Origin of the sequence: Halorubrum halophilum, from assembly GCF_000739595.1 — an archaeon.
GTDB lineage: Archaea > Halobacteriota > Halobacteria > Halobacteriales > Haloferacaceae > Halorubrum > Halorubrum halophilum.
Genome location: NZ_BBJP01000006.1, coordinates 114361 through 138938 on the forward strand (window position 1 = coordinate 114361; position 24578 = coordinate 138938).

The following is a 24578-nucleotide window of genomic DNA, read 5'->3' on the forward strand; positions in this document are numbered from 1 at the left end:
CCGCTCCGACTCCCTCGCACCGTCGGTTCGCGGCCCTGCGGGCCGCTCACCGGGGCGCGCCACCGCACCGTATTTATAAGTAGTCGTCGCCGTCGCTCTCGGCTGTTTAAATACGCTATCGCCGCCATCGATGTGCAATACCTACTCCCGCCGTCTCTCGCCGCTGTGATATACTGAGCGATTAAACGGACACACCTGTCAACTACGGCGGAGTTCAACCGCACCGCACGCCGCTACTCCGCGGTCGCCGCGATCGCGTCCGCGATGACCTCGGTCCCGACCTCCGCCTGCCGTTGCGTCAAGACGAGCGGCGGCAGCAGCCGCACGACGTTCCCGTACTGGCCCGCTGTCCAGACGAGGACGCCGTGCTCGTAGCAGTACTCCTGGATGGCGTCGACGCGGTCGTCGTCCGGGTCGCCGTTCGCGTCGACGAACTCGGCACCGACGAACAGTCCCTTGCCGCGGACCTGGCCGAGCCCCGGATCGCCCTCGCCAGCGTCGCGGAGGCGGTCGCGGATCCACGCGCCGACCTCCGTCGCGTGGTCGAGCAGGTCGTGCGACTCGATGTACTCGATCGCGCGCAGCCCGCCGACCATCGCGGGGACGTGGCCCCGGTAGGTGCCCGCGTGGTCGCCCGGCCCCCACGTGTCGAGGTCCTCGTGGTACATCGTCCCCGACAGCGGCTGCCCGTTGCCGCCGAGCGCCTTCGCGGTCGTCATCACGTCGGGCGTCACGTCGTAGTGGTCCGACGCCCACCACTCGCCGGTGCGTCCCATGCCGACCTGAATCTCGTCGAACACCAGCGGGAGGTCGTTCTCGTCAGCGATCTCGCGGAGTCCCGAGAGGAATCCCTCCGGCGGGACGACGACGCCGCCCTCGCCCTGGATGGGCTCGACGAAGATGCCGGCCGGGTCCGTGAGGCCCCCGTACGGCTCCTCGACGATCGCTCTGACCTCCTCGAGCGCGCGGTCGACCGACTCCTCAGGGCTCCGGCCCTCCCGGAACGGGTACGGGAACGGCGCGTGCACCACGTCGGGGAGCAGCGGCGCGTACGGCTTCTTGAACTTCTTGTTGGACGTGATGCTCATCGCGCCGGCCGTCGCCCCGTGGTAGGAGTTCCGGAACGCGAGCAGCCCGTTGCCGCCCGTGTTGTACTTCGCGAGCTTGATCGACGCCTCGATCGCGTCGCTGCCGGTGGGACCGCCGAAGACGAATCGGCTGTTGCCGGCGAGACTCCCGGGCGCGATCTCGTCGAGCTTGTCGATGAGGTCGAGGCGCGGTTCCGTCGGGAAGTCGACGGTGTGCGTGAGCTTGTCGATCTGTTCGTGGACGCCCTCGTTGACGTAGGGATTCGCGTGGCCGACGTTGTACACGCCGATGCCGGCGAAGAAATCGAGGAACAGGTTTCCGTCCGCGTCCTTCAGGGTCGCACCGCGTCCCTCTTCGAACGCGAGCGGGATGTCGTTCGGGTACGCCACCGCGCTACTGTCGATCGCCTCCTGTCTGTCGAGGAGGCGCCGCGAGTTCGGACCGGGGACTTGGTCGACGTTCGGTTCCTCCGCGAAGTGCAGTTCGTGGATCGGCGGTCCCGCCATAGCCCAACCGATACGACACGCCCACATATGGTTGGTGCAACCAGCAATCAATGACAGTGTATACAGAATCCGTTTTCGATCGTCGTGGCTTCGACCCGCTCTGTACCGGAGAAGGTCCGAAGTCGTGCACGCTCCGCTCGTTGCGCGCGAGTTCCAGGGTTCGAATCCTCAAGACGCATTTGCGGCTCACGAGTTGTTCGCCGCAAAGTGCGCGGGACCGGATTCGAACCGAGGCGAGAAATGCTCGCTCACTCCGTTCGCTGCGCCTTTCTCGCTGGGCTCAAATCCGCTCCTGCTCCCTCGCTCAGTCGCTACGCTCCTTCGCTCAGTGCGCGGGACCGGATTCGAACCGGCGGACCCCTACGGGATAGCGTCCTAAGCGCCAGAGTGCCTTCGGCACTCTACAGCCCCGTAACATGCTCTCAAAACACCGTTTTCCTCTGTCTACCGGATCAAATGGCCGGCTTACTTATAAAGATTCACCGGGATAGCGTTAGGCGCTAATCACGTTGGTTTAAATATCACTCCAAGATCTCGCGAGAGGCTGGATTCCGTATTGGAGTTGCGAGACCACTTGATGTGGATGACTATCTGGCTGGACCCCGGAAGGGAGTGGAGGAGGACGACGGACACCCACCGCTGTTAACTACCAGTCAACAGCAACCTGCTTGAACGACTCTTCGGCGTAACAGAGCGCGAATGTGATACAAACCGAGGCTGGTCTATGGAAGAGGATGATTGGTCAGTACGGGGGTGATGTGACCGCAAAGGAAACCGATATTGCGTAGAACCACCCGGTTAGCATGGCAATCGCGAGCGACTATTTTAACACCATCTATAGGTAAATTAATAATATATCTTTATCTAATTGTGTGAGACATGTTTACTATGCCCATCTTTGGAAGTACTGAGCCCGGTGCTGATGTGTTTCATAAATGCCCCGAATGTGGAGAGGATAAAATATACTCAAAGACAGAAGGGATATTTAGCAAAACCGAGTATATATGTGATTCTTGTGGGCATAAACCAGCTAAAAGCGAAATAAGAAAATCATTTAGTGAATTACATGAAGAAAATAAAAATGAATCTACTGAATTGTTCGGAATTGAGTTAGATGGACCTAGTGAAAAATTGGACAAGATAACAGATACAGAACTAAGACAAGAAGTAAAGGATAGACAACAAGAAGGCTGGGAGGTCGAACAGATTACCGATTCCGGCGAAAAAGTAATAATGACTACTACTGAGGGAGGCTCAATTGGAGGACACGCTCTTACTGGTGTTCTAACTGGCTTATGGACTTTTGGTGCTGGAAATGTGGCATATAACAAATTATCCAAGAAGAAGAACAAAGAACGGATTGTGTTGCGTCCTGATGCGGATCAGGCCTCCACAGATAATAACGAAGACCCTATTGAACTCATCCGCGAGCTGAAAGAGCTTAATGAGGAAGGCGTGATTACTGATTCAGAATTCGAAAAGAAGAAGGAAAAAATATTAAATGAAATATGATATATCAGGCTTCCCACTAAAATGTGAGTTGTTCATCGCGGACAGCACTTGCGGGTGGTTCTATCATATTCTCGGCCTATCCCGAATCGCTCAATACAGTTGATCTACTGGAAGTGTTGTTCTACCTACATTTATCAGCTATAATAGAAGAAAACTGTTGCTACCATACCTAAAGATGCGAAAATCACTCCCAAACCGATAGTGAACCGCTTCTGTGCTTTCCGAATTAAATCGAAATTGTCGTCTGACCACTCAAAATAGACTACCATCATCACTTTTTGATATTCAGTCGCATCAAATCCGTCCCTGATAGCGGTTCGTGGATTTTCGCTATTGGGTCCAAATGTCATTGAAGACAGGGTGAAGTATCCATGGAGGAATATAGTAGCCGAAACTAGGAGTAACACGAAAGGAAAGAAAATCAAAGTTGGTTCTGTTGTCATGCTAAATTGGTTTGATCCAAACTGGTATATCGCGACATAGAACGATCCTAGCAGTAGAATAATTTTTAACATCTCAATTGATTCACCCCGGAGTATCTGAGCTTCTTCAAGCGCTCTTTCAAAATTACTGATGGCCTGTTTATACAATTGATCCCAAAATTCTGAGTCATCTATCTCCGTATTAAGTCCCTCAATACTCATCTTCTCGTCATTGTTTTGACTGAGAAATTCCTCGAAATCACGCATATCTGTGGACAAAATAGGAGGATAGAAAAAACGTAGGTTCGATTAACTGTCCCAGCTTGATCAAGATGGTCTCCTCTGATATATTAGCACATCTACCTAACAGGTGATTCAGGACAGACCAACCGCAACAAACGGAATCGCTGTGCTGCACTTATCCTGTGTATCTAGCACGCTATTCCTGCCAAGATTTGAGAATTTCAACAAAACACTTCTTCAATTCTCTACGTCCCTAACTAACAATATTAGACCCTAGAAGGTGCAGGCGCTACGGCACCACAACCGTCTCCGCTCTACATTTTGTTAGCCGATCTGATCGACGACTGCTAATAGTCGAACTCTTTGGGGAGTTCACCCTCTGCCCTCTCGTCGTCGAGAAGATCGGCTCCGTCACGGAGGAAAACAATAAAATTGGGAATCTCTCCCTGCCAATCTTCTCGACTGGCAGTCCTTTCTAACGCGGCTGCGAGATCCAAGGCTTCATCAGCAGAGTAGAGCGCAGACTTACCTCGGCAAGCAATCATGATCCCATCCTTCCTGACTGTGGATGACACCCGTTGTCCGGCTTCTCCATCGTACCCTCGTCCCAAGAGCGCCGAGAACAACTTCTGGTCCGTTGGCGCAGTTCGGAGCGGGCGCGTTGGATTGTCAACACCGAGAAGGTGCTTGCGGAGACGGTGAGCCGTCACCATATCGTCCTTAGCGACGAACTCAGCAACCAGAGTGTAGACGGCCCGAGCTGGAACCATCATCCTGTCCTCAACTAGATTGATGTCTTCACTTCCATCGATGACGCTTGTTATGTTACCCTGCTCGTCAACTTCCACGCGCGGGAAGTCGTCGATAGTGTGATGCTCGCCAGCACTCTCTGGATGATTCTTTCGACCAGCTGTCTGACCGAGGTGGATCATCACTCCTTGCTCGCCAACAAATGTCTGATTACAGTACGGACATAACCGAGCGTACTTCTCGTTATCGCGCTCTTCAGGATAGTCCATCTCAACTTCGCGCGCCCCTACGGTTTCGAGATCTTCGAACGAGATGTCTGGTGGAACCTCACCTCGTGGTCCGTGACCGTCCCCGCTCGAACGATTGACGTGAAGATTCACGCCTCTCGCCAGCGGCGTTGCGTCACACCCTTCGACCGGACAGCGCACGGTGCGCTCGTCGTTCTGGTGGTTCGTCATCGATCCACCTCGAAGTAGGCGAAGCAAGCAAATCCGGAAACCCGGAAGGGCGGGGAGTCCTTACACTCTACAGTAGCATGTAGAACCGCATGGGCACCGGCTCTAGCAACTTCGACCACCTGCTGGCAGTCATAATTGTTGTTGTAGCTGCTGGCCTTACACTCGCACTCAGCCGGAATGAGAACCTCTCGACGATCTACGATGTTCTCTAAAACGCTCTTTGCCCTATCTGCGCTGAAATTCAGTACCTCAACGATGCTCTTATCTGCCGGAGAGTTGTGTTCTTGCATGGCTTTCTGGTAACCCGGAAGGTCGCCCGTCCGGTGTTCTAGCACCGGGCGTTTCTACGCCGCAACGCCCCGAGAGACGGGCAACCTTCTACCAGTAACTTCGTAGTTATTGGTGATAAGTCTTTTCCACTAACCTCGAAGTCAGAGGGACTATACTTTGTCCTCTCAGACACATGCGCATGAAGAAGGAACGGGATGATAGCGGCCAGTATACGGAACAGATTACGCTTGATAGCGTGATGTCTGTATTCGACCGCGTCGAGGTACCGGTACTGACCGCCAACGAGGTGGCCGACGAGTTGGACTGTTCCAGACCAAGTGCATACAACAAACTGGAAGTTCTTGTCGAACAGGGAGAGATACACAAAAAGAAGGTCGGAGCAAGAGCTGTGGTCTACATCTCGGTGGAATAGGCGCAGGCGATCTCCACTTAGAATTTTAGAGAGCCCCAAATAGAATTACCCGGCCTTGGAAACACCTCGAAAAGACTCGTATCCGGTAGACTTACATGTCCGGAGAATAGAAGTATAAATGAGCAGACTGCAGACCTCTAAAGTACCCATCGCTCAACTTACTTACCATCTTCCTACGGGTCGCTCGTCCGCCCCTAGCCAACGGTCTGTGAGTCGACAGAGTGGTGCACTTTTGCGGGTAACTCCAATACCCGGAGTTACGGGTTTCGCGTCGATAAGCCCGTGTAGTCGGGTCTGCTCGCCTCCAATGTCTCAATGAGTTCAAAACTCCCAAACCGTACGTCCACTAGCCAAAATAAAAAACAGCCAACGAGAGGCCATCCGTTCACGAACAGCGACGGGACTGAAGTTTCTATCATTCCGAGAGAACTCAGCCCACCAGTCACAAAAAATCACACCTATCTCGATCCAAAAGATGATTCATCCAATCAGGGTAATATTGCTGGCCGGCCGCCAAAATGGAAACGGCTGGAACTAACCAATCGCGGGATATTTAATGGAAAATGGTCGGACCAGACCATGAAGCGGAGTCAGGATGACTGGTACTTTTGTCGAAATGTGGCCTGTCAGGTCGGTTTGTCAAAGAGAGCAAAAGAAACAGTATGGCAAATCTTCAGCCGTCTTGATATGCGGTCTTACAAGAAATATGAAAGCCATCCAGAGTATCACTACACTATCCGACCAAGCAGGTCTGACGGACACCTGCCATCAATCACTCCTATTCAGACAACCTATCACAAGCACTATCTAGTCATATTCTCCATCTGTGCGATTTTGTACAATCAGAACCGATCCGACCATCAACAAAAATACTACCCCGGAAAAGATTATGAAAGTAGAGATAGGTATGGCGTCCTTGGGCGCTTCGTTCGGAATCTTGTGGATGAGGATCTCAAAGACTGTAACAAACTACTCCAGCAGTTTTCTGAACAGGTCGGGTTCAGCAACGATCACATCCGTTCGTGCATGGAGAAACTACGTCAGGAATGTCCTCGACTAGAGTAGGAAGTAGTACTGATTTTTGAGTCCTACTTAAAGGGTTGCCCCCCTATATAAAGTAATGTATATTAGTAAGAGTGGAGGGGTTGCAAAGTAGGAAATGTGTCTTGATTTCTAACACCAGAGATGGTCCTTCCCCGGAGCCACAAAGCCTTACGACATGACGGTATAGTCATGGACTCAATATCATAATCACCGCAGCGGCCTTCGAGGGCATAAACAGAATTTCAACAGAGCTAATTCATCCTATTCCGGGTGTCGTTGGTCTATTCACAATATTAGATCCGGGAAGGTGGGGGCGGCTACGGCACCGCGACCGCCTCTGCACCGCACCGCACTTGGTCGCGCTGACGACCGTTCCGGTGCGTTTCTGGCGGTCAGTCGTGACCATCAGTCCTAATCTTACCAATAGAGAGTCAACACCATATCTATCCCGCACCCTTCCGGGTTTTATCAGTAAATCAACCATGACTGTAGTCAAGATCGTTCAAGCGTAGCGGCGAGGCAAGGTTAAGCGAAGTAAGTAGTATGGGAACTTGGCCTAGCGGCAACGGTTACTCGGTGAGTATATTATCTGCTTTTTCTCGGATTCGACCTGCTTCAACCCGAGCGGTTGGCTGGCGTGTTTCGTCGTTCTCTATCTCTCGCATTTTCGACTTGACGAAAGACAGCTGACGTGAACTGAGTTCCATACTGTTCTATCAATCTTGAAGTACTTCAACTTCAGCTTCAAGTCTTGCGGTAAATCACAAAACACTCCCTGCGGGTAAGACACAGCGTCTTACCTACAGGGAGAATTTGTTATTTATAAACGTAGAGGGAGAAGGCCCCTTCCGGGTTTTAGGACGAGTTTCAAACAAGAAGTTCAGACAATTGAGAAACCACAAGCGGGGACCCTTCCAGCGTTTAACAAGAAGCTCAGACGATTATTTGAACTATTATAGTAAAACTGCAGATACGGCCATTACCCTCCCCGGCTCCTATCTCTACTTCCTCGACCTAAGTAGAGTTCGGCCCACGGATGCCCGGTGGACAACCGTTTCCGTTGAATGGGATGTACTCATCTATACAGAAGAACCACAGACTTAAAATAGTTTTGATTATTGATAGAAGACTGTAGAAACGCTGTACATTGAGAGTATAACTCAGTTCAATTTCAGTATCTGTTTTGACTGAGTGCTGTTTTACAGCAATATATTCAGGCTCTAAACCGGGGGTTTGTGGCGTTCATATCGGCTCCGTTTGGCAAGTAAAACGCACTCAATCTGTGTGGTGAGATTAGTGTGGCTCGATTTTTCCAGTACTAATGGCTCGGATACAGTTACAGCATGGGTAGTACTCGTATACTCAGGTATTCTGAACGCGAGAGGGTTACGTACAGGCCGATCTTAGCGGACACGTCTGTGCATTTGAAACGGGAGCCATGGACGGAGAAAATGTGTATCTGTGAGTTTCAGATAGCCCTTCGGTTGGAACATCGTCGAGAATCTATACGCGCACAATTAGTAACCCCACCTACGTCACAGCGGCATTTTTGACAGAATTTCACCCCAAAAGTGGGCGTGAGGTGGAAAGGTAACGACCAGATGAAGTTAGCAATCAGACGTGTGGAACAACTGAGATTCTGTGCGAGAGGATCTATCGGCCCTGATAGACGTACGCCTAGCGTAGATCTGGTAGAGTGGCGTGACGGCGGCGCCTTCCGGGTTTGATAAAGCTAGTAGCCATAGCTGGTAATCCCGATTGAGTCATATTTAGATTAGAGATCCTGCTCAGAAAAAATCAGCTGAGTGCTATGTTCTTCGAGCCATTGAGCGTGGTATTTGTCTTTAGGGTCATACTCAGCGACGAGCGATCAGAATACGTCGTCGTGATGCGCTTCACGAAGGTGGAAAGTTCATGAGCGAGATCGATACGCCCTTCTTTGAGAGATGGTTGGATCAGTCATCTAACTGTTCTACTAGCACAATCTCAACTGAGGTCACCTTTTCTGCTTTACTAAGTTCAAACTCATTCACTAAGTTATGAAGTTCTCTGGCAGTACGTTCATACCCCCAACTAGAACGGTTTCTTTTGCGATACACTTTGTCTAGCTCATTTTCAAAGTAATCACTCAATTTGTTGCTATTGAGTTCCGTATACACTGTTTGAGCCATCTGTTGAACTTTATCTGAAAAATCACTATTCTGTATCTCGTCACAGAAGGCCATTATCTCCGGAACTCTTCCTGAAGCTTCAGTATCAATTTCCAGAATTTTGTCGTTCCAATTACTCGTGTCAGCAACCATCTTCTGAACTCTGTCAAGAGAGTCAAGATCGCCGACTCTCTTTGACTTTTCATCTGACTTTATAATGTCAAAAATAGCTAAGTCGTCATCTTCAGAGATCGGGATGTCAAATATCATTGTCTGTCCATCAAGGTCAACTCCACCAAATCCTTCATTACTGATTATAGATGCACGGGTCTCTGATCTTCCGCTGTTAAATTCTAAATTGACCAGAACTAAAGTTCCATTTTCATCCGTATTTTGGTGGAAGCTGATCCGGGTGTTGTCACGGATGGCTTCTGTCTGTTGCAGATCTCCTATTGAGATGTTCTCAGATTCACAATAATTCTTGACAGCATTCCGGAGCTTGTCATACTTTGAAGTGACTCCGATAAGCCCTTCATCCTTAAATTCCGCATTTTCATCACCTATTTTATCATACATTGTCATATTCTTATCGACTATTTTCTCGGAGTCTTCCAGAATCGGTGCGTCTTTCCCAAATGTATTTGCTATTTCCTGTATTTTCCCGCGAATTTTATTGAGTATGCCAAGTGCATCTTCCAATTCTCTTGTCGGTATGAAATTGTAAACAAGTAGTTCATCATGCTGCGTAGTAATTCGATCAATACGGCCTATTCTCTGCTCCATACGCATAGGATTCCAATGTAAGTCGTAATTCACGACCACACGACTGTCTTGGAGATTTTGACCAACCCCAAGGACATCTGTGGCAATCAGAACATCAATTTCACCCTCAAGACCAACTTCAACTTCCTGTGCCTTAGGAGCAAACTGTTCCACAATTTCTGTATCGAAATTGTTCCCGTGCAGAAACGCTACGCGTTTGCCCCCCTCTTTAGCCTCTCCTACTTGTTTGTTTGCGTCTAGTCCTGTGAGCTCCTCAAATAGATGCTCCGCTGTAGGTACAAACTGTGTAAAAATGAGTACCTTTTCTTCAGACAATTCATTTCGAAGTAGTTGTCGCAACTTTTCCGCTTTTGCATCTTTTCCCCCCGCTTCCAGCGTTTCGTTAGCTAAGCGTTTCATATCGCGCAGATCAATAAGATCTTCCTGCACATCGCCGACTATCTCTTTACGCTGGTCACGGCCAAGAGCGTTAACAGCCTCCGTAATCTGATCAATATCAACGTCATCTAAAACCCCTTCATCGTCTATACTGTCAAAGAACGTCATTATGCGCTCCCTGTTTTGTGAGTAATCGACCTTGCCTTCAGCAATATCTCGCATTATCTCTTCACGTGTGATTAACCGATCTATCGACTGTTCAAATGCTGCTATACTGCTCTCTAGGCGTTTGAAGAGAAGAATAATTAATAGAACACTTGCATTCTTATATTCTAGCATCAACTCTTCGTTACCATCTCCACCGTATCGGTCCACACTCACGTAAGGAAGATTAAGACCATTCTTTGGGTCATCACCTTTTCCTACAATTATATCTATCAGTTCACGGTACAATTGCTCTAGGTCAGCATCGTCAGCAGAGACAAGATGTGGTTTTCTGGATGGAGCTTTGATTTGTTTCCCTCCAATCGTTATATTTTCATAATTTTTTAAAATATATTCTCTCGTCCTAGATATAAGTACTTCCTGCATGATTTTCTCCATCTGCTCTCTCAATATACCAAGTTTCTTCTCTTGGCTTTTATCTGGATTTTCAAGGCTAGAAATCTTCTCATACTGGCTGAAAATTTCTGAAGGATCATCACGTAGGTCAATATCGAAATCATCGTCGTCGGCGAATACCTTTACAAGATTGTTAAGATCGTCAACAGAGTTATGAATCGGTGTCGCAGTTAACAGGATGTGTTTCTTGTCTTTACGACCAATGGCCTGTATATTATCGTATCTGCTAGTATTATTGTTCCGTAAGCGGTGTGCTTCATCTATAAGAATTATATCATACTCCCGTAAATTGTTGATCTCGTTGGGATCCAAACGAGAAAGTTTAGAAAATGTGAGGTATCTCTTTGTGCCATGGATTGGGAACTTATCGCTATCACTCAGCATTCCTTTCCACATGTCTTGAAGACGCTTCGGTGTGATAATCAGGATCCTCGATTGTGGGTTTGAATATTCTTGTACCAACGAGCCGCCGATATATGACTTACCCAAGCCAACGCTGTCAGCTATGATGACACCATTATATTTGTTCAGGGTATACTCTGCCGCCCTAACTGCATCTTTCTGAAATTCTAGTAGATTATCTTGATAATCTCCTTTAATATCGTCAAGTAATATACCATCGTGTATCTCGTCGGTAAATTGCTCGTAAATGTAGAGTTTTGTCGCAGTATAGGGACTCACAAGATTTTCGGGAAACTCTTTTCGCTCAGTTGGTGATGGTAAATCTTCTCCAAACTTTGAAGATTCAATAGCATCGATCAGCTCTGATTTGAATTCCTCACTCTCTGCCCAGATCTCGTCAAACCATTCATTGAGATAATTCAGAGTCGGTGTGTCTCGCTTCTCTACATTCAGTTCAATATTTCCAGATAGTCCGCTTTGAGAAAGATTTGAAGAACCAATTATAGCACTGCCAGGGAACTTGCTATCGTTATTGTAATTGAATAGGTAGAGTTTGGGATGAAAACGGCTATTAGTATATACATGAACATCAGCTCGATCTTCATGTATCAGTTCATACAGACGTTTTATGCCTTCTTCTGCTTCGTCTGTCTTCTCGATATTCTCTATTTCCCTTTCAAATCCTTTGATTAGCTCTTCTTTTGTCTCTGCGTCGGTCTGACGACCAATAATTATCTGAATGCTCTCAGCGTCTTGTAGATTCTCACGTAGGATATCAAATCCGCTTATATAGAAGTAACCAACTGCTATCTTGATATTGTCCGCACCCTCTGCAAGTTCGTTAGCTCTATCATGAACATAGAAATGGCGGTTATCCAGTATGTCCGCATATTCTTTACTCTCCATAATTATTCCCAAGAATTTTTGTATATTTCTTCTGTTAATTCATCTATTTTCTGTTGAATAGTGTTTATATCTCTGTCTGAGTTTCCTTTCCTAATTTCAATTGCGTCTTCTACTAGTGATTCCATTCTGGACAAGTCTTCTTCTTTTGGACAGACAATCGGAATGAGTCTCATATCTGCAGTTTGCTTCCCTGAACCATTGATAAAAGTCTCCACAATAGATTCCAGCAACGAGGAATTTAGTAGTCCGCACAAGTACTTTGCGGACAGGTTAGTGTCCATTGGAATTATGGATATACCAGAAGTATCAATCACAGAGTTATTTACATATCTTACCATTAAATCAGAGAATCCTCCCCTCGACGCAAATAAACCTTCCTTGAAATTCGTTTCTAAGTGCTGAAGCCTACCCTGCTCACTCGCATCGATTTCTTTCAACGATTTCTTACTCCAATTGATAAACACGCTGTGGGGTTTGTAATATGTTTCATCCTTTCTAAATCCTTTTTCAAGGGGAACCCAATGAGGATCATTTTCATCAATCCCGTTTAGCTTCTCTTTCTTTGATAGATCTTCTACATTTGCGATATGTTTCTCTTGTACAACCTTACTAAGCCATTTATACCGGTTTTCGTTTTTCTGAACATACTGAAAGTCATCATTTCTGTTTTTCAGTTCTTTTGCCTCTGGAGTTCCTTCTAAGAATGCGATATACTCCTCATTATTTCCAGTCTGAAATCCTCTACCTCCAAAGGTTAACAACCCTAGTAGGGCTACCTCGCCGGGCTCTAACTCTTGAGCAACGTTTTCTTCTATATCGTCCTTCATTTTTATGTGTTTACTAGTATTTGATAGGATATCTCCCCATTCTTCATATTGTGAAACCATTTTTTCCATATAACGCTCATATATTCTAATATTTTCTTTTGTTGGAACAAAGAAGTTCCTTCGAAGACTATTACGATAAAGAATAATGGGTGCTTGATAAACCGAACAACCAGATATTTCTCCATACTCAATCGCGTATTCTGTTCCATGGGCCGAACATGTCGTGTATGTGCTGAGGTTTTCGTAGTGTACTAATGATCGATAGTCTGCTGTATTAGTATCGGAAGCATTGATGAATTTCGTCGTATAGTTCGACTCATTCCTATTTATCGCTGTGAAGATTGCAGGATCCACTGTAGCATCAAAGATATCTTCACTAACATCTATTACTTCCTTTAAATAGTTTGTTTGAAGGAGAATGCGTGTGCTCATTTTAGTCATAATGTTGAGCCATGTATTGGATGTGATGAACGATACTGTACCTCCTTCTCTTGCTAATTCAAACGCTCTGAAAATGAATAACTGATAGAGGTCCTTCCGTATCGGCTTATCATAATGCTCAGATCTCTCATCTAGCCAATTGGATAGAGGCAATATGTAATCTAATTGCGGATTTCCTTTATAAGGGGGGTTTCCGATGACAATATCGAAACCTCCATCTAAAACTACCTCTGGAATATTCACACTCCACTTGAACGAATCTTCCTCAGTCGCCGTGACTGTATCCATCCAATAATCCGAAGATTCCCAGTCGATTAACCCATCAATTTCTTTAATAAGGTTACCCAGCTCCTCCTCCAATCTGTTTTTTTCTTCACCGTGTGAGTCTAAGTATTCCTCTCGTTTTTCATCAACTTCATCTACTATATCACTTAGATCCCGTTTTCCGGTGTGTCTAGCTCCTATTGTGGTTTGCATAGACCTGTCCCCTCCCTTCTTTTCTCCAATATTGTCTAGTACATCCCGTATTTCAGTTGGTTTGAAATCACCAGAGAGGCTGTTCCCTATGAAGAATTTGAATCCAAGATTCGGCAAAGCATACTTTTCGTTATTTTCCAAGAACTCGTCTAACCCTACATCGTCGAGATCCTGCATTAAATGCAGCCATGTCCGAAACTTACAGAGCTCTATACCGCTAGAGTCAATATCTACCCCATAAAGTGACCGAGCAATGAATTCTTCTTTGAGGTTAAATCGATCTTCTTCGTAACCAAGCGCATTGTTTAGCGCTTCAGTAATTTCGGTGAGTTCTTCGAGCATCGAAATAACGAACGCACCAGACCCAACTGCAGGGTCAACAATGTCGACACTCTTGACTTTATTTCTGATATCTTCTAGTTCAGTTTTGTCAAAGCTTTCCGACACTCCATGATCAGACACCAACTTAGATAATTCCGCTTCTTTTTCTGGAAAATCCTCTAAGAGGTATTGCTTGAGAGCATTCTTACTCATATACTGTGTAACTTCTTTCGGAGTGTAGAATGCGCCTTTCTCTGATCGTTCTTCACTCTGCATAAACATCTCAAATATTCGTCCAATGAACTCAGGATCAACAACCAACTCTTGTTCGGCTGGGTTACTTTCGCTTAGAGACAATTTGTACTGGAGCAGGAACCCTTCCGGGTTCCCATATTCATCTTCTTCTGGACTAAGGAGAACGTCAAAGAACTCTTCATCTATGGTGACATTCTCTTCTATCTCTTTCTTTTCAAATAATCCACCGTTGAGGTATGGAACCTTTCCAATAAAATCATTTTCAGGGATACCTTCTGTGTTTAGAGCTTCAAAGAATAATGGCCTGAAAAAGTCGTCATAAACATCTGACTTCTCTTTTTTTGCCTCCTCGTATTTATTTTGAATATACCGCTGATCACCATCTAGCCACCCTTTCTCCTGTACAAACATCAGGAATAGAATCCGATTTACTACTGACTGAGTATAAGAGGTCAAATTCTCATCTTGATTTCTCAAACCGTGTATGGAATTCTGTAATTCGTCTTGGAATATCTCAGCGAAATCACGGTAGAAGCCCTTTGTAACCTCCTTTAGCGAGAATATCTCCTTAACGTTTTCTAGAACAGAGTTATATGACTGATTGCCGACCCTCATATCATTAAAGTAATCAAGATACATCGGAGCGGGGTTGTCTATATCAACTCGGAAATATTTCAGATCATGCTCTATATCAACGGTTTGTGTTGCTCTCCGGCGCTCAATACGCATAAAGGTGATTTCGGAGGTAATAGAACGCTGAAGCGGGTTTTTGTTAGAACCTTCAGATTGGACAATAACAGAGAACAGTTCCTTGTTTGATTTTTTTCCGTGTCGCTTAAGATAGGAGTTCACAGTACTTCTATCAGGACCGCTAGAGGGAATTTCAATAACTCGAACCACAGTATCTCCATCATGACGCAGATTGAATTCTGTCCCGTATCCGTTACCAAATTCAGTCTGGTTTTGTCCGTCAACGAGATTTTGGAACTCTAGATCGTCAACGAGGTGTTTGATAATGTCACCAACAGTATCAGTTGAGCCGAATGGAGAGCTTCTTGTCATCGACATACCTCAGTATATCTTCACTCTGTGTTTAATTGTTCGGCTCTATGTTTTCTATTCTATTAAATGGGGCTATTAATTATTATATAATAAAATGAGATTTACTAAATCAAACAGACAGAATGTGAGCTAAAGTAGAAATCTCGTCCAGCCACCGCTTCATTAGAACTCACGTTCGGGAGTTGTGAATACTCAACTGTTCTGTGATGTCCAAATATTCCGGAAGATCAAACAAGTTCTCAGCCCATGTTATCAAGTGCGTCCTGACGATCTTCAACCGGGACGTTATCGTATTTTATCGTCGTTTCGACTGATTGGTGACGTAACTGAGCTTGTGTCGCAGCTAGGTCACGCTCTTTCGTCATGTGAGTACCAACCGAATGACGGATTGAGTACCACGACATCTGCCGGTTTTCGTGAGGAATCCCGGCTCGTTCACAGAGGTCGGTAAGTATCCGTCTAAGTTCGTTGGAACCGTATCGGTTGCCATGACGGGTGAGCCACAGTTTATCCGTGCCTTCGTATCTCTCGTGGTTCTCTCGTTCGTCTATCCACCGCTCTAGCGCCGTTGCTGTCCGGTCGGTTAGACCAACAGTCCAGTTGCCCTCGTTCTTAGATGAATCTTCCCTCGGGATACGAAGTATGCTGTTCTCCGGGTCACACCAGCTCACTCTGGCGTTGCCGACTTCTACGGGACGAAGACCAGCGTCGAGGCTAGTCCAAACGAGGGAAGTGAACTTCCAACTGTTCGGATCAGCTTCGAGGAGGTCTTCTGTTCCATAGTTGGGGGTGCCGTCCTTCCCGAGTGCAGCCTGTCGGATTTTACGCCTCTCGGGTTTAGTCAGGAAGTCTCTAGGAGCATTGTTATTCCCACCAGATTGGAAGTTCCAGCTAAACTCCCACTCATCTCGGTTGAACTTGTGCTGAAGCCACTTGGAATACCGTTTGAGGGCACCGAGTGTCTTCCCTTTCGTGGACTCGGTTACATCCCGGAAGGCGACCTGTTCCATGTAGGCCTTAGCATCTTCTAGATCGGGTGGTGTTTTGTATCCTCCACGGTTCTCCCACACCCATAGGTCGAACCGGGCGGTTCGATGCCCGGTTTGACAGACTGTGTATGGGGAATATCCCTTCGCCTTATTGGGATTCTTCCCCATTTTGAGTAGGTATGTGAGGAACTTCTTTCTGTAGTCGTGATAGTCTACGTGCGCCTTCTCGGATAGGAAGTCGCGTTGGTTCTTCCGGACGATGGTAATAGTATTATTCGGCTCCATCATATCCGAATCAAAACCGTCATAGCGTTCGAGGGTGTTCGGCTTATCGAGGTTTGTTTCGGTCATTTGTGTACCTAGACAAAGTGAAAACGGCAGGTAGAGAGTGCGCGGGACCGGATTTGAACCGGCGGACCCCTACGGGATAGCGTCCTAAGCGCTACGCCTTTGGCCTGGCTCGGCAACCCGCGCGCGGATTATCGTACCCGAGTGGCTCAAAAATAGTTGTCGCTACGGGGGCGACGACTGCGACGCTGACCGCAGCGGTCGGCGACCCTCAGATATCCGTCTCGAACGGTAATCGATCGAGCACCGCCTCCTCGCCGACTCGTCGGACGAGCCACTCCGCGAACAGCACCGCGGCGATCCCGAGCCCGATCCCGAAGACGGTGTCCGAGAGGTAGTGCGTGCCGAGGTAGATCCGCGAGAAGGAGATCAACCCGGCGAAGCCCGCGGCGACCGCGAAGGGGAGCTCGTCGGAGTGCCACGCGATTCCCGCGTACGCCGTCACTGCGGCCGAATGCCCGGAGGGAAACGAACTCGTGGTTCCGGCGTCGCCCTCGGTGACACAGACCGGGTTCGGCGGGAACGGCCGCTCGACGAGCGTCATCAGCCCCCAGACGACGACGCCGAGCAGCGAGAGCGCGATCACGCTCTTGACGAACTCCTCGCGCCAGCCGGCGAGGTAGAACAGCCCGACGAACACGACCCCGGCCGTGACCGAGCCGAGCCCGGTCATCGACGTCATCATCTCGGTCAGGAACGGCGCTCGGATCGCGGCGACGAACTCGGCGACGAGCCGGTCGCCCCACAGGACGGCGCGAGAGACCTCGCCGATCAGCGCATACATGATTGTCCGACCCTATCGGCCGGAGGAACATAGGCGCTCGTACGCTCGTGTTCAGGGGCAGAACTCGCAGTCGCAGTACGCCTCACACACCGGGTTGTCGCAGTCGGCGCCGCGGGCCGAACAGTGCTCTCGGCCGTGCCGGATCAGGAGGACGTGGAGCGGGTAGATCAGCTCGTCCGGCACCAGCTCGTCGAGCGCGTCGTGCGCCGCTTGGTTCGACGCCGACTCCGACACCAGCCCGAACCGCTTGGAGACGCGCTCGACGTGGGTGTCGACCGCCATCGTCGGCTTCCCGAAGTGGAAGTTCAACACGACGCTCGCGGTCTTCGGTCCCACGCCCTTGATCTCCGTGAGCCAGTCTTTCGCGTCGTCGGTCGCCATCGCGTCGAGGAACGCCAGCGAGTACGCCCCGCCCGTTTCCTCGCGGATCGCGGCCAGCGCGCGCTGGATCCGGGCGGCCTTCTGGTCGGCGAGCCCCGCCACGCGGATCGTCTCTTTCAGCTCCTCGTGGTCGGCCGCCTCGATCGCCGCGAAGTCGTCGTACCTATCGAACAGCGCGTCCGTGGCCCGGCTCGTGTTCGCGTCGGCGACGTTCTGCGAGAGGATCGTCGTCACCAACTGTCGGACGCCCTCGCCGGGCTCGGCGGTCGGGTCGGCGCCGTGCTCGGCGACGCGGTCCACCGGCTCGTACAGCGACACCAGGTCGTCGTGAAGCTCGCGAACCCGCGATTCGGTCCACGCGTGCGTCGACATACCCGGGCTACGGGCGGGGCGGACTTGAGGGCGACGACCGGGGGAATCCGCGGTTGGTCCCCCGATCCGCCGCGCGACCTTTTTAACTCGGTGCGCCCAACTGCGGGGCATGTATCGCGCGAGCGATCGCGTCGACAACGCGGCGTGGATCGACCGGCTCGACGACGCGTGCGCGACGCTCGACCTCGACGAGGAGACGCTGTCGACAGCGACGGACCTGTTCCTGTCACGGGCTCCCGACGACGACCGCGGGAAGCGCGTCGCCGCGGCCGCCAGCCTCTACGCCGCCGCACTGATCCGCGGGCAGGAGCGGTCGCAGTCCGCCGTCGCTGACACGATGGACGTCTCCAGACTCTCCGTCCAGAAGCGCTGGAAGCCGATCCTCGAAGACGCCGGCTTCTCGCCGCCGACGTGGTGAACAGATCGTTCTCACCGTCGCCGACTCTCTCACGCCGTCTCCGCCTCGATCTCTCACCAGCGATAGATTTATGTATGGACGTAAAGTCTCCTTTACTGTAAAGCGAGCTTTACAATCGGTCCACGCTCGCTTTGCACCCTCCCATGAGCGAACCCACCACCCCCGCGACGACGCGGCCCTCCGACCGAAAACGGTACAAACGCATCGCGTACGGCTTACTCGGCGCCGGTATCGCCGCGCTGTGGATCGGTGTCGCCGTCGACCGGTTCGTCCTCGGCGTCCTCCTCTACTGGACTGGCGGCCTCGGCATGGGGCTCGTCCAGCGGTTCAGCCCCGTGGATCTGTACGACGAGCGCGACACCACCATCGAGCGAAAGGCGAGTCTTACCACGATGAACATCTTTGCCTATATCTTCATACTCGGCGCACCCGGCGGCCTCGCGTTACAGGAGAGTGGAACCGTCGAGCTTCCGGGCGAGTTCTACGGCGCGATGTGGACCCTCTTCGCGGTCTCCGTCGTGTTCGGCGCGTCTCTGCTCTACTACAAGTACCGAACATGAGAAACGACATCAGCGAGCGACGCGCGGAGACGGGCGAGAGTCAGGCCGACCTCGCCGCCGCCGTCGGCGTCACCCGCCAGACGATCAACGCGATCGAACGCGAACGCTACGACCCCTCGTTGGAGCTCGCCTTCGATCTGGCCGATCACTTCGGCTGCCGGATCGAGGACCTGTTCGATCCGGACGAGTGATCACCGCGGCGTCGCCACGACGCCGAGGTGGTCCTCGTGGAACCGGTCGAGTCGCCCGGTCTCCAGAATCTCGTAGGCCTCCCGAAGCCGGTCGAGCGCGCCCTCGAACACCGACTCCGGATCCGTCGTCACGTCCTCGCTTCGCGCCTTGATCGCGAGCAGCAGCCGCCCGTCGTCGGCGAGGAACCGCGCGTTGCGCACGGCGACCTCCGCCTGCCCGCGCGTCGCCACGTCCTGCACGATCGCGTCCACGTCGCTCTCGACCACGTGCGCGTAGCGGTTCGGCGTCCGCGCGTCTTTTAAAAGTGGGAACAGCCGATCGCGGGGCTCGGCCGCCTCGACGAGGTCCCGCGCCGGTCGCGGCGCGAACTCCACCGCGTACGTCGGTCCCGCGAAGTCCGCGACGTGGCTGACGGTCGTCCCGCTGGCCGCGCCGAGGTACAACACCGTCTCGCCGCCGGACAGCCCCGTCTCGAACCCGAGTTCGAACATCCCGCCGAGCTTCGATCGGTCAGGGTCCCACGCGCGCCACCCGTCCGCGGTCGGCTCGCCGTACACCGGCGGGCCGCGGGTTGTCAGCTCGGTTTCCCCGTCGATCTCGCGGCGCTCGACGCCCGCCGGCAGTTCGGGGTCGCTCATGCGTTGCCCTCCGTGTCGGCGGCGGTGTCGCCAGTACTCCCACCGCCGTCGCTCCCATTACCATCGCTCCCGCCCTCCGCGCGCGCCCGAATCGTCGCCATCCGCTCGCGGAGTTCCTCGTGAAGCGTCTCGCGGCGCTCCCCCGAGTAGTGGTCCACCCGGGCCGCGAGCGTCAGTTTGCCCGCGAGCGCCCGCGAGGCCGACCCGCGGTCCTCGGGTCGCGTGTTCCGCACGTACTCGTGGGTGTAGATGATCCCGTGTTTCGGCGAGGGGGCGCGCCCGGAGAGGTGCGCGAACAGGGCGTCCTCCGCTCCGAGCACCTGCACAGTCCCCGAGGGCTTCTTCGCGAGCGACTCCAACCCGCCCGCGAGCGCGATCAGCCGCGCCGCGAGTTCCGGGCCGGCCATCTCGGCAAGGTTCGGCGCCACCGCCGGCGCCGTTCGCTCGATCGTCTCGGCGAGCGCGTCGCGCTCCGCGGCGAGGTCGGCGACGCGCCCCGCGAGCGAGACGGCGCGACGCTCCAGCTCGCCGTCCGGCTCGCGCTCAGCCACGGCGCGGGCGCCCTCGATCCCCGGCTCGGCGTCGTCGAAGAGGCTCCCAGCCCACTCGGCGGCGCGCTCGGCCAGTTCGTTGGCGGTGCGCTCGCAGTCGTCCCTGGCCCGCACCGCGTGGACGAGCTGTTGATCGTCGGCGCGCTCGCGCTCGCGGACCGCCTCGCGGGTCGCCGCCACGGACGCCCCGTGGAGGCGGTCGTAGTAGTCGTCGCGCGAGCCGGCGAATCCGGACTCGACCGCGAGTTCGGGCCAGTCGCGTGGCTCGTCGGCCTCGCCGTCGACGATTCGGGCGCGGAGTGCTGGCCCGTCGCCCGTGGCCTTAGAGTCGGCGGCCGACCCGCCCGCGAACCAGCCGGCGTCCGCGCTGTCGTCGGTGTCGGTCATTACCCGTGGCTACTTGGTCCGGTCGTATAGGCGTTCCCGAAACGGGGCGGAAGAGGGAGTTCGCGGAAAACGGACCCGCGTCGCGGCTACTCGTCGGCCAGTTCGATCGTCGCGCCCGCGTCGTCGGAGTCGGAGTCGGCCTCGTCCGCGTCGTCCGACTCGGACCGGAAGTCCGCGAAGACGCCGTCGGCCCCGCTCCGGAGGTCCGCGAGCGTCGCGCCCACGAGCCCACCGAGCGCGCCGCCGGTGCTCGCCCCGTTTCGACTGACCAGTCCGCCGACGGCGGCGCCGATCGCCGCCCCGACTGCCGCGTACTTCGCTCGAGACAGCGCACTCTTGATTCGGGACTTCATACACGTCACTTCGCTGCGAGCTCTCAAAAACCTGTCGTCGATGTGAGGACGAATATCCGCGGCGAGATCACCTAATTCGAGGCGGAGGCCCCACCCTCAAGGAGCGCCGGGCTTCCGGCCCCGGCGGAAGCATAAGCGAGTAGGGTGGGGAGGAAGCCGACCCGGTATCAACCAGCCGCCAGACTAGTGCCTTCCTACTCCTAATCATTAACTGACTTCTACAATATATGTGAGAATATCGTGGAATACCGTCGTACCGCCGTTATCAAACTCGACACGCCCGAAGGCGCAGATGAATACCTGCGGGAGACTGTCGAGCAATTCAAATACTGTGCCAACACGGCGAGCGAGTGGTGCTGGCATGGTGACGACGGATACCACGTTACATCGAAAGCAAAGGCTGAAGATGTACTGTACGACCAGCTACGCAAGGACACGGATTTGACTGCGAATCTCGTCCAGAAAGGAATTCGCCAAGCCGTCGAAGCCATCAAGAGCGGCGTCGAACGGCTCAAAAACGGTCAAGATACGTCCCGTCCGACCTTCACGGCTGATACCGCCATCTACGACAAGCGAAGCGCCACGTTCCACCGCGACCACGTTTCGCTCTCGACACCGGACGGGCGTATTGAGTGCGATTATATTCTCCCAGAGAATCCCAAGACACCGCCGACGAAATACGTCGCCAACGAAGACTACGAGTTTCGGCGGGCGACACTCCATCGGCGCGACGGCGACTGGTATCTCCATGCGTCGATGCTCAAAGAGGACGACGACACCGACACCACGACCGGGCACAGAACAGTCCTCGGTGTGGACCTCGGTGTGAACCAACTTGCGGTCGCTTCGACCGGACGGTTCTGGTCGGCAGACGAGTTCAATCACTGGAAGCGAGAGTACGAGAAGCGGCGTGGCGACCTCCAGCAGTGCGGGACGCGAGCGGCACACGCCGCCATCGCAGGTGTCGAACGCAAAGAGGACGGACGCTTCGAGATATTCCTGCATCGTGTCGCCAACGAAATCGTAGCTGAAGCCGCCGAACACAGCTGTTCGCATATCGTGTTCGAGGACTTGACGGACATTCGTGAGAACATCCCACAGGCGTCGTGGCACCATCTCTGGGCGTTCCGTCGCCTCTATGAGTACGTCGAATACAAAGCCAAAGATCAGGGCATCGAAGCTGTCCAAGTGGACCCACGGAACACCTCAAAGCGGTGTTCGACCTGTGGATTTACCCACGATGACAACCGCCACGGGGCGGACTTCGAGTGTCAGGACTGTGGCTACCAGAACCACGCCGACTACAACGCTGCCAAGAACATCGGCCTTCAATATCTCCGGCGTCGGCAAAACGCAGACACCGGAGGCGCACCCGTAGACGTGCGCTTGAATCGCGGGACGTTGAACGTGAGTGGGGAGTACAACCCTCCTGCCTCCGCTAAGGCATAGAACGAGAGTCCACGCGAAAGCCCTATCCTCAACGAGCGAGCGGGGCCATTCCTCCGAGCGAAGTAGGGTAGGGTAGTTTACTGCAGGCGCTTCGTGGTCTCGACGAGGGGATGACGCGCGTAATCGACGATTTCGATGTCGGTGATGTCGTCGAGGCCCTCCTTCTTCGCGGTCTTGGCCATGCCAAGTTCGACCGGGCGATCGGGAACAATCACGTACGCGTCCATCTCCTCGATCCCGGCCTCGTGGGCCGCCATCACGCGGTGGTGGCCGTCGGCGAGGTGAAGCGTGCCGCCGTTATCGATGACGACGAGCGGCTCCGCCAGCCCGCGCTCCAGTTCGTACTTCCGTCCCTCCAACTCGTCGGCGTACACCCGGGCCTGCGTGGGCGTGAGGTCGGTGAGCTCCACCTCGCGGCGCTCCTCCGAGAGGGTGACGCCGTGGATCTGTTCGAGCGTCCGCATCAGCTTCCCCACCTTGCTCGGGGTGGCGCGCTCGATCTGCGAGCGGACCACGTCCGTGTTCGAGATGATCCCCACGAGGTTGTCGGCGTCGTCGACGACCGGGAGTCGCTGGATCCCGGACCGGAGGATGACGCGCGCGGCGTCGGTCACCTTCATGTCCGGGTGCGCCACGATGAGGTCGTCGGACATCACGGTGAAGACGGGGGCCTCGTCGTCCGCGAGCAGGAGATCGGCCGCCGAGACGAACCCCTCGACGGTTCGACCCTGCGTGACGGGGAACCCGTTGTGGCCGTCGCTCTCGGCCATGCGCCGCGCAACCGTCTCTACAGTCTCGTCGGGACTCACGGTCTCGACGTCGCGGGTCATATACTCGCCGACGGTCGGTTTCCCGCTCATCGTCCGACGTTGGCGTCGCCGGATTAAAAAGGGGCGGGAGGCGGACTCTCCCGTCAACCATCCTCCGGACCCGTCCGGGAAGCCCCCGATCGCTCGTGCGCAACGAACTCCACCGCGTTGACGACGTAATGCGCGACGACGACCGCGAGGAGGCTGCCGGTGGCGACGAACAGCCCCGCGAGCGCGATTCCGAGCCCGCCGGCCACTGCAATTCCGAGTCGTCCCTGCGCGCCGTGACCGAGACCGAACGCGACCGACGAGGCGACGACGAGGAGCCGCGGATCGACCCCAAAGCCGACCGAAAGCGCGCCGATCAGCGCACCGCGGAACAGCGTCTCCTCGAAGATCGCGACGACCGGGAGCGCGACGCCGAGCAGCAGAGCCCACTCGCTCGCGTCGGTCGGCGCCATCGCCTCGCGGAGCCGCGTGGAAGGCGCGACGCCGGCCCGGGCGCCCAACCGCGCGACCGCCTCATTGCCGGCGGCGAGCGCGAGCCCCGCGCCGGCGCCGAGTGCAACGAGCCCGGCGGTTCCGAGGGATCCGACCGCCGGGGCGCCGAGCGTCGGATGCGTCCCGCCGATCCCGAACGCCGACGCCGGCACCGCGGTCCACCATGCGATCGCGACGAGGACGATCAACGCTATCGCCTGCGAGACGGTCGCGTTGGCCAAGAGGAGGCGCGTCGTGAGGACCGGCTGCTTCCGCCGGTCGGGGTTCGGGGACAGATCGGCGTCGTCGTCGTCGCGGTCGCGATCGACGTCGCTGCTGGTGATGTTTCGGTCCGCGTCGTCGTTCTCGTCAGCGATCTCGCTCCGGGAATCGACGAACCGCGCGCTCTCGAGGAGGCGTCGGGAGCGACGGGTGAAGAACAGCAACAGCAGCGTCAGGGCGACGGCCGCGACCGCGAACGTCGCCCAGTCGGGCATCGAAGTGGTTGGGAGGCGCT

General features: G+C 53.3%; 20 protein-coding genes and 1 tRNA gene. 6 read left to right on the top strand and 15 right to left on the bottom strand.

From position 1 onward, the window contains the following. Positions 1-233: 233 nt before the first annotated feature. Positions 234-1595 carry an aspartate aminotransferase family protein gene (locus tag ACP96_RS02460; RefSeq protein WP_050032002.1) on the bottom strand — a complete coding sequence of 454 codons (1362 nt, stop codon included), beginning with the start codon at positions 1593-1595 and terminating at the stop codon, positions 234-236. Between the two features lie 888 nt (positions 1596-2483). Between ACP96_RS02460 and ACP96_RS18395 the strand changes: the two genes are divergently transcribed. After that, on the top strand, positions 2484-3107 hold the full coding sequence (locus ACP96_RS18395) for a hypothetical protein (RefSeq protein ID WP_154020379.1): 624 nt from the start codon (positions 2484-2486) through the stop codon (positions 3105-3107). 134 nt (positions 3108-3241) lie between these two features. Here the strand turns inward: ACP96_RS18395 and ACP96_RS02465 are convergent, their stop codons facing one another. The 3 genes from ACP96_RS02465 to ACP96_RS18400 form a co-directional block, all read right to left on the bottom strand. Then, positions 3242-3796 (bottom strand): hypothetical protein, encoded by a 555-nt coding sequence (locus ACP96_RS02465; RefSeq protein ID WP_050032003.1) that lies wholly within the window; start codon positions 3794-3796, stop codon positions 3242-3244. A 323-nt stretch (positions 3797-4119) separates the two neighbouring features. Then, positions 4120-4980 (bottom strand): hypothetical protein, encoded by an 861-nt coding sequence (locus ACP96_RS02470; RefSeq protein ID WP_050032004.1) that lies wholly within the window; start codon positions 4978-4980, stop codon positions 4120-4122. Next, positions 4977-5270: a hypothetical protein gene (locus tag ACP96_RS18400; RefSeq protein WP_154020380.1), complete on the bottom strand. Its 294-nt coding sequence runs from the start codon at positions 5268-5270 to the stop codon at positions 4977-4979. The genes ACP96_RS02470 and ACP96_RS18400 overlap by 4 nt, the downstream gene beginning before the upstream one ends. Positions 5271-5449: 179 nt before the next feature. Here ACP96_RS18400 and ACP96_RS02475 point away from each other — a divergent pair, with 179 nt between their 5' ends. Then, positions 5450-5683 carry a helix-turn-helix domain-containing protein gene (locus tag ACP96_RS02475; RefSeq protein WP_050032005.1) on the top strand — a complete coding sequence of 78 codons (234 nt, stop codon included), beginning with the start codon at positions 5450-5452 and terminating at the stop codon, positions 5681-5683. Between the two features lie 2999 nt (positions 5684-8682). On the opposite strand, the gene ACP96_RS02480 is transcribed toward ACP96_RS02475, so the two are convergent. The 6 genes from ACP96_RS02480 to ACP96_RS02500 form a co-directional block, all read right to left on the bottom strand. Next, positions 8683-11967, bottom strand: coding sequence for a helicase-related protein (locus ACP96_RS02480; protein ID WP_082222438.1), 3285 nt, complete (start codon positions 11965-11967; stop codon positions 8683-8685). A gap of 2 nt (positions 11968-11969) precedes the next feature. After that, positions 11970-15356: an Eco57I restriction-modification methylase domain-containing protein gene (locus ACP96_RS17460; protein WP_082222439.1), complete on the bottom strand. Its 3387-nt coding sequence runs from the start codon at positions 15354-15356 to the stop codon at positions 11970-11972. Positions 15357-15589: 233 nt separating this feature from the next. Continuing rightward, the gene (locus ACP96_RS02485) at positions 15590-16690 is read right to left on the bottom strand and encodes a tyrosine-type recombinase/integrase (protein WP_237561593.1); all 1101 of its coding nucleotides are present in this window, start codon (positions 16688-16690) and stop codon (positions 15590-15592) included. A gap of 38 nt (positions 16691-16728) precedes the next feature. After that, positions 16729-16813: transfer RNA gene (locus ACP96_RS02490), tRNA-Leu, on the bottom strand. An 85-nt stretch (positions 16814-16898) separates the two neighbouring features. After that, positions 16899-17471, bottom strand: a complete 573-nt coding sequence (locus tag ACP96_RS02495) for a phosphatase PAP2 family protein (RefSeq protein WP_050032006.1) — start codon at positions 17469-17471, stop codon at positions 16899-16901. Between the two features lie 51 nt (positions 17472-17522). Further along, positions 17523-18224, bottom strand: a complete 702-nt coding sequence (locus ACP96_RS02500; RefSeq protein WP_050032007.1) for an endonuclease III domain-containing protein — start codon at positions 18222-18224, stop codon at positions 17523-17525. 109 nt (positions 18225-18333) lie between these two features. On the opposite strand from ACP96_RS02500, the gene ACP96_RS02505 reads away from it, so the two are divergent. The 3 genes from ACP96_RS02505 (at position 18334) to ACP96_RS02515 (ending at position 19393) form a co-directional block, all read left to right on the top strand. After that, positions 18334-18642, top strand: a complete 309-nt coding sequence (locus ACP96_RS02505) for a hypothetical protein (protein WP_050023371.1) — start codon at positions 18334-18336, stop codon at positions 18640-18642. 143 nt (positions 18643-18785) lie between these two features. Continuing rightward, positions 18786-19202: a DUF2178 domain-containing protein gene (locus ACP96_RS02510; RefSeq protein WP_050023369.1), complete on the top strand. Its 417-nt coding sequence runs from the start codon at positions 18786-18788 to the stop codon at positions 19200-19202. Continuing rightward, positions 19199-19393, top strand: coding sequence for a helix-turn-helix transcriptional regulator (locus ACP96_RS02515; RefSeq protein WP_050032008.1), 195 nt, complete (start codon positions 19199-19201; stop codon positions 19391-19393). The genes ACP96_RS02510 and ACP96_RS02515 overlap by 4 nt, the downstream gene beginning before the upstream one ends. Here the strand turns inward: ACP96_RS02515 and ACP96_RS02520 are convergent, their stop codons facing one another. The 3 genes from ACP96_RS02520 to ACP96_RS02530 all read right to left on the bottom strand — a co-directional run bounded on the left by ACP96_RS02520 (position 19394) and on the right by ACP96_RS02530 (position 21323). Continuing rightward, positions 19394-20032 (bottom strand): fibrillarin-like rRNA/tRNA 2'-O-methyltransferase, encoded by a 639-nt coding sequence (locus tag ACP96_RS02520; RefSeq protein WP_050032010.1) that lies wholly within the window; start codon positions 20030-20032, stop codon positions 19394-19396. Continuing rightward, positions 20029-20970, bottom strand: a complete 942-nt coding sequence (locus ACP96_RS02525) for an NOP5/NOP56 family protein (RefSeq protein WP_050032011.1) — start codon at positions 20968-20970, stop codon at positions 20029-20031. The genes ACP96_RS02520 and ACP96_RS02525 overlap by 4 nt, the downstream gene beginning before the upstream one ends. An 86-nt stretch (positions 20971-21056) precedes the next feature. Beyond that, complete coding sequence (locus tag ACP96_RS02530) at positions 21057-21323, bottom strand: hypothetical protein (RefSeq protein WP_050023063.1); 267 nt, start codon at positions 21321-21323, stop codon at positions 21057-21059. 240 nt (positions 21324-21563) lie between these two features. Here ACP96_RS02530 and ACP96_RS02535 point away from each other — a divergent pair, with 240 nt between their 5' ends. Beyond that, a complete protein-coding gene (locus tag ACP96_RS02535; protein ID WP_050032012.1) occupies positions 21564-22772 on the top strand; it encodes an RNA-guided endonuclease InsQ/TnpB family protein in 1209 nt (402 codons plus the stop codon). A gap of 77 nt (positions 22773-22849) precedes the next feature. On the opposite strand, the gene ACP96_RS02540 is transcribed toward ACP96_RS02535, so the two are convergent. Both ACP96_RS02540 and ACP96_RS02545 read right to left on the bottom strand, forming a co-directional pair. Beyond that, positions 22850-23632 (bottom strand): CBS pair associated ParBc domain-containing protein, encoded by a 783-nt coding sequence (locus ACP96_RS02540; RefSeq protein ID WP_050032014.1) that lies wholly within the window; start codon positions 23630-23632, stop codon positions 22850-22852. Between the two features lie 53 nt (positions 23633-23685). Next, positions 23686-24558: a CPBP family intramembrane glutamic endopeptidase gene (locus ACP96_RS02545; protein WP_050032015.1), complete on the bottom strand. Its 873-nt coding sequence runs from the start codon at positions 24556-24558 to the stop codon at positions 23686-23688. Positions 24559-24578: the final 20 nt, after the last annotated feature.

Coding starts and splice junctions, on each gene's coding strand:
- ACP96_RS02470 (WP_050032004.1), bottom strand. CDS start 4,980: ATGACGAACCACCAGAACGACGAGCGCACCGTGCGCTGTCCGGTCGAA.
- ACP96_RS02530 (WP_050023063.1), bottom strand. CDS start 21,323: ATGAAGTCCCGAATCAAGAGTGCGCTGTCTCGAGCGAAGTACGCGGCA.
- ACP96_RS02540 (WP_050032014.1), bottom strand. CDS start 23,632: ATGAGCGGGAAACCGACCGTCGGCGAGTATATGACCCGCGACGTCGAG.
- ACP96_RS02460 (WP_050032002.1), bottom strand. CDS start 1,595: ATGGCGGGACCGCCGATCCACGAACTGCACTTCGCGGAGGAACCGAAC.
- ACP96_RS02510 (WP_050023369.1), top strand. CDS start 18,786: ATGAGCGAACCCACCACCCCCGCGACGACGCGGCCCTCCGACCGAAAA.
- ACP96_RS18395 (WP_154020379.1), top strand. CDS start 2,484: ATGCCCATCTTTGGAAGTACTGAGCCCGGTGCTGATGTGTTTCATAAA.
- ACP96_RS02480 (WP_082222438.1), bottom strand. CDS start 11,967: ATGGAGAGTAAAGAATATGCGGACATACTGGATAACCGCCATTTCTAT.
- ACP96_RS02545 (WP_050032015.1), bottom strand. CDS start 24,558: ATGCCCGACTGGGCGACGTTCGCGGTCGCGGCCGTCGCCCTGACGCTG.
- ACP96_RS02520 (WP_050032010.1), bottom strand. CDS start 20,032: ATGAGCGACCCCGAACTGCCGGCGGGCGTCGAGCGCCGCGAGATCGAC.
- ACP96_RS02515 (WP_050032008.1), top strand. CDS start 19,199: ATGAGAAACGACATCAGCGAGCGACGCGCGGAGACGGGCGAGAGTCAG.
- ACP96_RS02465 (WP_050032003.1), bottom strand. CDS start 3,796: ATGCGTGATTTCGAGGAATTTCTCAGTCAAAACAATGACGAGAAGATG.
- ACP96_RS02485 (WP_237561593.1), bottom strand. CDS start 16,690: ATGACCGAAACAAACCTCGATAAGCCGAACACCCTCGAACGCTATGAC.
- ACP96_RS17460 (WP_082222439.1), bottom strand. CDS start 15,356: ATGTCGATGACAAGAAGCTCTCCATTCGGCTCAACTGATACTGTTGGT.
- ACP96_RS18400 (WP_154020380.1), bottom strand. CDS start 5,270: ATGCAAGAACACAACTCTCCGGCAGATAAGAGCATCGTTGAGGTACTG.
- ACP96_RS02495 (WP_050032006.1), bottom strand. CDS start 17,471: ATGTATGCGCTGATCGGCGAGGTCTCTCGCGCCGTCCTGTGGGGCGAC.
- ACP96_RS02505 (WP_050023371.1), top strand. CDS start 18,334: ATGTATCGCGCGAGCGATCGCGTCGACAACGCGGCGTGGATCGACCGG.
- ACP96_RS02525 (WP_050032011.1), bottom strand. CDS start 20,970: ATGACCGACACCGACGACAGCGCGGACGCCGGCTGGTTCGCGGGCGGG.
- ACP96_RS02500 (WP_050032007.1), bottom strand. CDS start 18,224: ATGTCGACGCACGCGTGGACCGAATCGCGGGTTCGCGAGCTTCACGAC.
- ACP96_RS02475 (WP_050032005.1), top strand. CDS start 5,450: ATGAAGAAGGAACGGGATGATAGCGGCCAGTATACGGAACAGATTACG.